This window comes from Sphingomonas kyeonggiensis (assembly GCF_014196745.1).
GTDB lineage: Bacteria > Pseudomonadota > Alphaproteobacteria > Sphingomonadales > Sphingomonadaceae > Sphingomonas > Sphingomonas kyeonggiensis.
Genome location: NZ_JACIEH010000007.1, coordinates 1 through 7723, shown reverse-complemented (window position 1 = coordinate 7723; position 7723 = coordinate 1). Strand labels below are relative to the sequence as shown.

The following is a 7723-nucleotide window of genomic DNA, read 5'->3' as shown; positions in this document are numbered from 1 at the left end:
CCAAAAGCGCAGCGCGCAGTTTTCCAGAACTTGTCATGTACCCCCGCGTGGATTTCTCGGGCACCACTCAACTGGTCGAGAGATTGCCTCCCGCATCGCAGCGGCGCGGCGCGTGCCTCAGCTATGAGTGTATTGGTTTGATGGGCGGCCGGCTTGCTTCAGACGTCAGCCCGCCCAAGCACCCCTCAGGGCGCGCCCGTGACCTTGACGTTGGTTCGGTTGCCCGCCTTGTCATAGACGTAGTTCGAGACGACGTTGTTGTTCACGCTGCCGTTGTTCTCGACCTTCACCAGCCTGCCCAGCTCGTCATAGCTGTAGTTGACGGTTTCATTCATTGGCGGTGAGGACGCCGTAGCCGACAAGGTCGTGACACCAAGCACGATGAAGAAAATTGGCGGAGCCAACTGCTTCAAATAACGCACACTACCCCCTTCGATCCAAGCATCGACATGCGGCACAAGTCGTACCGAACGCATTGCCCCTTGGAGAGGGTTATCCCGTCGGACCATATTGGTCCACATCCGTAACGGATATAATCTCGATGAAAGATCCGTTTCGGCGCATTTCGTCGCACACGTCAATATCCCGAGGCTCAAAAAATGACCGTTCTCGTGGCTTCTCATGGCGCGTCCACGGCTTAGTAGAACATCGGCTTCCTGAGCCATTCGGCGATGACGGGCTCGCGTCAGACCCTCATTGGCCTAACCTGAATGATCGTCGGATTTTAAAAAGCTCCAAAAACACCGTGAACATCCGGGGACAGAGTTCTTGACAGCTTCCGTAGGCTCGGGGGCATTGGTCTGCTTTCCGCCTCTAATGCCTGGAAGCTGCAGTCTACAACCGGCCCAAATTCGGCGGTTCGTGCAGGTCGGCCCTTAATGCTAGCTTGTGGGCGTTAGCGGCAGCACAGCTGCCAGCCGAATGAAGGGCCGGTTCCCACAAGGCGACCTAGCTCAGAAGGCGCGGGCATCGAAAGCGAACTCTGCAGGCGTATAATCGCTGCAAGGGGGCTCGATCCGAAGGGAATGATCGATGCCATTGCCTCATAGCGGAACCAGACCGGTGCGATGCGCAATCTATGCACGAAAGAGCGTTAAACGCGGGCTGGATCAGGACATTAACAGTCTGGAAGTTCAACGGGATATTTGCGCGGCGTATATACGTTCGCAGCGCCATCGCGGATGGCGGGAATCTCCCGAAATCTACGAAGATGAAGGCTATAGCGGCGGCAACCTGAACCGCCCGAACCTGACCCGGCTCCTCTGCGCCGTCGAGCAAGGTTTGGTCGATGTAATAGTCATCTACAAGCTGGATCGTCTGACGCGCTCGCTGTCGGACTTCATCCGATTGATAGACCTGCTCGACCAATATGAAGTGACGTTCGTTAGCGTGACGCAGTCGTTTGATACCCAGGATAGCCTTGGTCGGCTGGTCCTGAACATCCTGCTGACCTTTGCCCAGTTTGAGCGTGAGATGATTTCGGACCGCATCCGCGACAGGGCACACGCGCTGCGGCGTGCGGGGCGCTGGATTGGTGGAGCTGCGCCATATGGATATGATCTCGTTGATCGCCATCTGGTCGTGAACGAAGTTGAAGCAGTGACGGTGCGCGAGATCCATCGGCTCTATCTGGAGCTTGGCACGTCCAACAAGGTTACTGTCCATATGCGGGCTCAAGGCTTGCGATCGAAGGCAGCCTACCGATCTGACGCGGCGCAAGCTGCTTAACACTAGCATTCCCATGGATTGGGTGCAGCAGCGCGCGCTGCTGGGGTTTCCGCCCCAGGTCGATCCGGGGCGCGAGGAGCGCTATTGAGCGCTTGTTGATTTTGCCGGTTGCAATGTAGGAACGTTAAGTGAACATGCATCGACTCCCAACGGGAGAGTCGAGATGAGTTTCTTAAGCGAAGGCCAGCTGATGGGGCTGGCATATGTGATCAGCAGCTTGGCCGCACTGGTCTGGGCGTTCCGGCGTAAGGCAGCACTGCGCAGCCGGGATTCCGATCGAGTCGATATCGATGCGGTCGAATCCTGATCTCGTATCCTCGATCGTCACACGTTGACCGAGCATATTTTTAGCTGACCGATCCAGGTCGAGCGCCCATGTGCCGCCATCGTCCATCTGGAGCAGGTATCCGCGAGGAGCCTCCAGGAGCAGGCCGGTCAGGCGATGGCGGCTTTCCGTCGTCCCGCCCTGGAGGTCAGTGGACCCTACCCGGAGGGGAATCCATTTCGAGGGCGTGAATGCAATCGAGGATGCGCATGAAGGTCCGGTGACCCTCCATCTCTCCCTGAGCCAGCAATTCGTCCGCGCGCTGTCCCACAGCGAATCTCGCTCGTTCGCCATGGCGGCGCAGGAGCAGATCGGCGCAGGCCCAGAGTTCTCGTTCGTTGATCACCTTGCTGCGCCGCAGATCTGGGCGAGGCGTCCCCCTTTGTCCCATTTCGGCTTGTAGATCGCCGCGCCATTGGCGAGTTGCCAGCAGGACAGATCGCCCCTGGCGCCTTGCACTAGGGCAAGCGTTCTTCCGTAACGGTCCGATCCGATCCGATCGATGATGATCGGGTCGGCAAGCGCCTCGCGCAGGCTGCGGGTCGATGCGATCGGATCGCCCGGTGCGCAAGCGCGTCCTGCCTGGTAGTGGCCCAGCAGTTCTGGTGCGTCGATGCCGAGCAGGCGGACGCGCTCGGTTCCACAGCGCAGCGTATCGCCATCGACCACCCGGCAGGTTCCTCCTCGGGCGGCGGTAGCACTCGCATTGAGAAGGGACGGGGCCACGCCGACCAGGATACCTGCAATAGCAGCGGTGCTCAGGATCGCGAGAGTGGACCGGTTGTGGATCATCGACTTTTTCTGCCGGCTGGGGCTGAAAATCGCAACAGCACTGGTTCATGCCCGAGGTCCGGAACGGATCGTTCGCCGATAATTCCAGCAGTAGTCGTGTCGGTATTGCCATTGCCGTGTCTTCTCTTCCTTGCGAACTGAATCGGCGAGCGGCAACAAGGCCCAGGCGAATAATGGGAGCACGTGGCGCCGCATGGACGCGATCGATCGCCTGACCGGGCGGCAGAAAGATTGTCTGCGTCTCGTGGCGGATGGCTATACGTCGAAGGAGATTGGGCGTCGTCTTGGGATCAGCCCCTCGACGGTCGACAATCATATCGACCGTGCAAACGAGATATTGGGGCTCGACAATCGCAACGAAGCCGCCCGTCTGTTGCGGGCTCATGAGGCTGGTAAGCCGCTTCCTAGTAAGCCGGTGGAACTTGCCGAGCGGCCGGAAACAGATCCAGTTCAGGGCACCGGCCTGAACCACCCGACATGGTGGCAGAGGTTGGTGCCACCACTGGGAGGGAGTCGCAACGAACTCAACTGGGAAGCCAAGAGCTATGCAATCCTTCGCGTCGCGTTGCTCTGTCTCGTCGTGCTCATTCTGATGACGCTCGGCGTATCCACGCTTCTCTGGGCGGTGCGTTAGCCCTTTCGATCAACTGCCATGTATCAACAACGCGGGAAGCCACGCTTCCTGCGGGGGGAATAGTCATGCTTAGAATCCCGTCCGCCATGCTGCCCGTCGTCACGGCGGAAACCCGCAACATCCTGGCCGCTACCGACCAGGCGCTGCTCGCGCATTGCAATCTTTTCGCGGCTGTCCTCGAGGGCGCCAGGAGTTCCGATGTGCCGCTCCACGTCAGCCAGGGCATCTATGCTCGTATCATCGCGCATGGCAGCAAGCTCATCGAGGGACGCGAGGACATGCGCCAGATCGTTGCCCGGATGCTCGCCGTGAAGGAACAGAGCGATCAGCGCGAAGTCGCGTTGGGGTGCCCCGCGGGAGCGCCTAGCAAGGTGGATGGCACCGACGGGATCGAGTTCTTCACCGGCGCCACGCTCAGCAGCGACATCCAGGCCGCCTGAACGCGTTGTCTTGACCGGGGGAGGGCCGACATGCTCGGGAATTGGAACGATGATCGCGCTCTCCTTCTGGGCCCTGACGCTGCTGTGCTGCGCTATTGCCGCGAGATATGGCGGCCGGCACGGCATCCGCATCGCTATCGTCTATCTCCTCGGATGCCTCGCCACCGTGCCGGCCGCCTTTCTCGACCGGGACTGGCATCACACAGCGCTGGCTACCTTTGCGGTGGATGCTGTGGTCCTGATGGCGCTCTGGTGGGTGGCACTCAAGGCCGATCGCTGGTTTCCCTTATGGGTCGCTGGCTTTCATGTCGTGACCGTGACATCGCATATCGCGAGCCTGTTCGTGCCGGGCTATATGTTCGAATTCTATTTTGTTCTGCAGGGCTTCTGGTCGGTCCCCATGCTCCTCGTCATGGCAGGTGGAGCGTTGCTAGATCGACGGGCGGGGGTGGTCGATGAACCCGCCGCTGGAGACCATGCGCGTGGATGGGGTTTCCCAGCCGGTACGCGAACTGACGAGCGTCGCTAGACATCTTCGAGCGCTTGCCGAGACGTGCGAGAATTTTGCGGCGGAGAGCAGAGTTTCGCGTCCGGTGCTGGCAGCGGTGATTGCGGAGAGCCAGATCTCCAACCGGGTCCGGACCTATCTGAGCGGGCGCCGCAAGCGCGACGAGATCCTCGGCGGTGGTTGGTTCGAAGATCCGGCTTGGGACATCTTGCTCGATCTCCTAGCATCCCAGCATGAGGGCCGATCGGTCGGGATATCGAGCGCCTGCATTGCGGCTGCGGTTCCTCCAACCACTGCGTTGCGCTGGATAACCAGCTTGGAGGATGCGAGAGCAGTCGTCCGGGTTCGCGATGTGCGCGATAGACGTCGGAGTTTCCTGGTTCTGGCACCCGAGGTGGCGGAGCGGCTGGAGGCCTGGGTCTTCCGCTATCTTCCGCCAGCGCCTAGTGAAGGTGTTGAGCAGGGATAAAGCAGGGATAAAAGTGCCTCATCCGTAAAATCAGACTGCCCCAGAGCGTTCGTTCGCCCGATTGGTCGGTGATCCCGAAAGCCGCTGGCGTTTGGCCCCTTCATAGTGACGGCTATTGGATGGGAAGCTGCACCAGTCAGTCATCGTCCTGCGCATATAGAACATAGAGGGGATACGCGGACCCGGAGGACTTGAATGATCCGAGCCGGTAAGGGGATGGCGACAAGCCGGCCTTAATCAGCGCGGGGCAGCGCATCGAGTTGTGCCCGGTAATTCGCGATCAGCGCAGGGTCGGCGTCGTTCTGGTGCTGGGCGATGAAGGCGGTCAATACCGCGCGATATTCCGCGATGAAGGCAGCATTGCCTAGGCTGGCTGCAAATTGGGCAGCCGCCTTATCGACCGGCTTGCGATCCTGGTCGATCAGATATTGCCTCCCATAGGGAGAGAGGTCGCGCATGATGACGAAGTTCCGCGGGAAGCTCTGGGGATATCGCCGCCCTTCACAGTGCCGAGTGTCATGTCCAGGGAACCGGTGAGAAGGTCTTCGAAATCGTGTTTCACCCATTGCGCGAAGGTGACTAGAATCCTCGGAGGCGCTGCCCTCTATTTCGGGCTTGGATCGGCTGCGAACGGATTCTGCTGGGATGGTTGCCGCGTAAACCATAATCTCTACAAATAAGATCATTGTGGCGCATTCTTCACCTTGGTCATCCGCGAAGCAGGCGGCTGGGGCAGAGACCGCACGGGCTGGCGTTCCGGCGGCGATGCGGCAGGTCCGTCACGCTCGGAATCGAGCAGCTCGAGCACCTTCCCGAGATCGCTCCGCAACGCGCCGATGCTGGTTCCGATCGATTCGAGGAGCAGCATCCCGCTTTCGAACCGTGCCGCGAGCAGGCGGACATTCGCATCGGTCGTCGTAACCGACCCGTGGACGCATCCACGAGCGACCGGATCAGCGCGGTCTGCTCGGCATTCCAGGCGGCCGCCAATGCGGGATCGGCACGCCATACCTGGGCGCGGGCAACAAAGTGCCCATCCGCCGTGATGCGCCGGTCCGGCGATAATGGCGCGGTCATGGAACAACATCCCATCCCGTGACGTACCGGGGACGGTCAGGCCCGCCTACGGCAGATGTGGGCCGGATTGGCCTCTCTAGGTCCTCGATGCACCCGAGGGAGGCCGGCGGAGTGTCTAAAACGTCAGCGAGAGGGTGGAGCCGGGGATGGATATCAGGGGCCCCGGCTCCGGGGCTTGTCAGTTGGTAGTGGTCGCGGCCGTCGGGGTCGGTGCCGGCTTATCCATCATATTTTGACGGATGAAGACAGCCTGATTGATCTTCTCGAAGGCGGAGGTGTAGGTGACCGGATCGTAGATCGGCTCCTCGTCCTGCAGGCCGGAGCTGTAGATCGTGCCCTTCATCTTCGCCATCACAAAGGACAGGCGAACATTCGTGATTCCGGGACCACGCTGCTCGACATAGGCCGAGACGATCGGCGATTTCTTGGACTTCCCGAACCCCGTCAGCAGGTTGTACGTCAGCTTGGACTTAGTCGACGAAATGCCGGTAATCAGACCGGTGTCCTTGTCCGCAGACTGGATCCGATAACCTGCATCCTGCAGCACGCTCATGACGGCTCCGAAAACGATGTCCTTCGATGCTTCCACGTCACGCGACTGCAGAGCCTGGAGCTCCAGCGCGGTCGGTGCATCCTTCTTGTGCTTCTGGGCATAGGCCGGCACGGACACGATCAGCATTGCGGCCCCCGCCGCGATAATCGCCTTCTTCATGATATCCCCCTTGATGTGCAATTTAGAATGAGCTGCTGCGGCTCTTGAAGTCGCTGACGACGTGGTGGTCATCGAATTTGATGATGAGCGTCATTGTGCGCGAGGATTGTGTCGACTTCGATTTGCTTGATCCGAACCCCAGGCCTCCGCCGGCTCCTACGCCACCACCACCGCCGCCACCAAAGATGCCGATCGAGAAGCCCGAGGACTTATCGTAGGACACCGTAGCGTGCCGGTCGTAGACCCACATCTCGCTCCCGCTACCGTCCATGGTGGTGATGTTAGGTGCACCGAACGCCTCGAGAACCTCAGCTTGGCTGGTAGTGCCGACCTTAAGCGTCATCTGCACCATGCCGTGCGTCAAAGTGTTCGCGCTGTCCTTGTCGGCCTTTTGCGCGAAAGCCGGGGGCGCCGCGGCGACAGCGATGGCAAGTACTATTGAGCCAATACGAATCACGACAATTCCCCCGAAATGTTCCTGTCATTGTTATCATAAGATTTCTGTGCCTCAAGTCTGCCAATCACAGCTTGGGTTACTGGTGCAGTATCGTGGAAGCGTTTTTCCCAAGACCCATCAACTAGGACGCAACAGCACCTCAGCCCCGTCGTCTGCGTTAGGCTACCGCTTGAGCGCTACGCGCCAGCACGCGCCCAGAGCAAATTACTGACCTTGCCTCAGGAATAGCGCGCCCGTTGTTGCAGTTCGGCATCCTCTGCGAATGGCGGCTTCCGAGCATCGTCGCAAACTCTCCGAACGTCAGCGGTGGGGCGGACGCTGCCGATCGCGGCCGCGACCAGCTAGTTCGGCGCGTTCCCTTAACGGCCAATTACGGCCGTGGAGACAAACCGTGGGACATTCACATTATGATCCTGCCGTGCAGTGCCGGCCTGCGTGGAACGCGGGTAAGACTGTCGGGGCCAAGCGACCGCTGACACAGAAGCGAATCTGGGCCGTTCGCTTCTTCCTGGATCGAGAGGGCCGCGTTCGTGACAGGGCGCTGTTTGACCTAGCGATCGACAGCAAGCTGCGCGGTTGCG

The 7723-nt window shown here is 60.0% G+C and carries 12 protein-coding genes and 1 pseudogene; 6 read left to right on the top strand and 7 right to left on the bottom strand.

The window, feature by feature from the left end; genetic code table 11:
• Nucleotides 1-185: 185 nt before the first annotated feature.
• Entirely contained in the window at nucleotides 186-335 is a 150-nt protein-coding gene (locus tag GGR46_RS25105) for a hypothetical protein (protein WP_184000844.1), read from the bottom strand.
• A 697-nt stretch (nucleotides 336-1032) separates the two neighbouring features.
• On the opposite strand from GGR46_RS25105, the gene GGR46_RS25100 reads away from it, so the two are divergent.
• The gene (locus GGR46_RS25100) at nucleotides 1033-1728 is read left to right on the top strand and encodes a recombinase family protein (RefSeq protein ID WP_184000843.1); all 696 of its coding nucleotides are present in this window, start codon (nucleotides 1033-1035) and stop codon (nucleotides 1726-1728) included.
• Nucleotides 1729-1891: 163 nt separating this feature from the next.
• Nucleotides 1892-2035, top strand: coding sequence for a hypothetical protein (locus GGR46_RS25670; RefSeq protein WP_184000842.1), 144 nt, complete (start codon nucleotides 1892-1894; stop codon nucleotides 2033-2035).
• 24 nt (nucleotides 2036-2059) lie between these two features.
• Here the strand turns inward: GGR46_RS25670 and GGR46_RS25970 are convergent.
• Nucleotides 2060-2122, bottom strand: a pseudogene (locus tag GGR46_RS25970) (hypothetical protein); the annotation flags it as partial.
• A gap of 273 nt (nucleotides 2123-2395) precedes the next feature.
• On the bottom strand, nucleotides 2396-2845 hold the full coding sequence (locus GGR46_RS25090) for a thermonuclease family protein (protein ID WP_343058364.1): 450 nt from the start codon (nucleotides 2843-2845) through the stop codon (nucleotides 2396-2398).
• 193 nt (nucleotides 2846-3038) lie between these two features.
• Here GGR46_RS25090 and GGR46_RS25085 point away from each other — a divergent pair, with 193 nt between their 5' ends.
• The 4 genes from GGR46_RS25085 to GGR46_RS25070 all read left to right on the top strand — a co-directional run bounded on the left by GGR46_RS25085 (nucleotide 3039) and on the right by GGR46_RS25070 (nucleotide 4896).
• Entirely contained in the window at nucleotides 3039-3479 is a 441-nt protein-coding gene (locus tag GGR46_RS25085; protein WP_184000841.1) for a helix-turn-helix domain-containing protein, read from the top strand.
• Nucleotides 3480-3544: 65 nt separating this feature from the next.
• Entirely contained in the window at nucleotides 3545-3919 is a 375-nt protein-coding gene (locus tag GGR46_RS25080; RefSeq protein WP_184000840.1) for a hypothetical protein, read from the top strand.
• 49 nt (nucleotides 3920-3968) lie between these two features.
• A complete protein-coding gene (locus tag GGR46_RS25075; protein ID WP_184000839.1) occupies nucleotides 3969-4448 on the top strand; it encodes a hypothetical protein in 480 nt (159 codons plus the stop codon).
• The gene (locus GGR46_RS25070; protein WP_184000838.1) at nucleotides 4375-4896 is read left to right on the top strand and encodes a hypothetical protein; all 522 of its coding nucleotides are present in this window, start codon (nucleotides 4375-4377) and stop codon (nucleotides 4894-4896) included. The genes GGR46_RS25075 and GGR46_RS25070 overlap by 74 nt, the downstream gene beginning before the upstream one ends.
• A 233-nt stretch (nucleotides 4897-5129) precedes the next feature.
• Here the strand turns inward: GGR46_RS25070 and GGR46_RS25065 are convergent, their stop codons facing one another.
• The 4 genes from GGR46_RS25065 to GGR46_RS25050 all read right to left on the bottom strand — a co-directional run bounded on the left by GGR46_RS25065 (nucleotide 5130) and on the right by GGR46_RS25050 (nucleotide 7142).
• Complete coding sequence (locus tag GGR46_RS25065) at nucleotides 5130-5354, bottom strand: hypothetical protein (protein ID WP_184000837.1); 225 nt, start codon at nucleotides 5352-5354, stop codon at nucleotides 5130-5132.
• A 224-nt stretch (nucleotides 5355-5578) separates the two neighbouring features.
• Nucleotides 5579-5764, bottom strand: coding sequence for a hypothetical protein (locus GGR46_RS25060; RefSeq protein WP_184000836.1), 186 nt, complete (start codon nucleotides 5762-5764; stop codon nucleotides 5579-5581).
• Between the two features lie 387 nt (nucleotides 5765-6151).
• On the bottom strand, nucleotides 6152-6685 hold the full coding sequence (locus GGR46_RS25055; RefSeq protein WP_184000835.1) for a hypothetical protein: 534 nt from the start codon (nucleotides 6683-6685) through the stop codon (nucleotides 6152-6154).
• 22 nt (nucleotides 6686-6707) lie between these two features.
• Nucleotides 6708-7142 (bottom strand): hypothetical protein, encoded by a 435-nt coding sequence (locus GGR46_RS25050; RefSeq protein WP_221263027.1) that lies wholly within the window; start codon nucleotides 7140-7142, stop codon nucleotides 6708-6710.
• Between the last annotated feature and the right edge of the window lie 581 nt (nucleotides 7143-7723).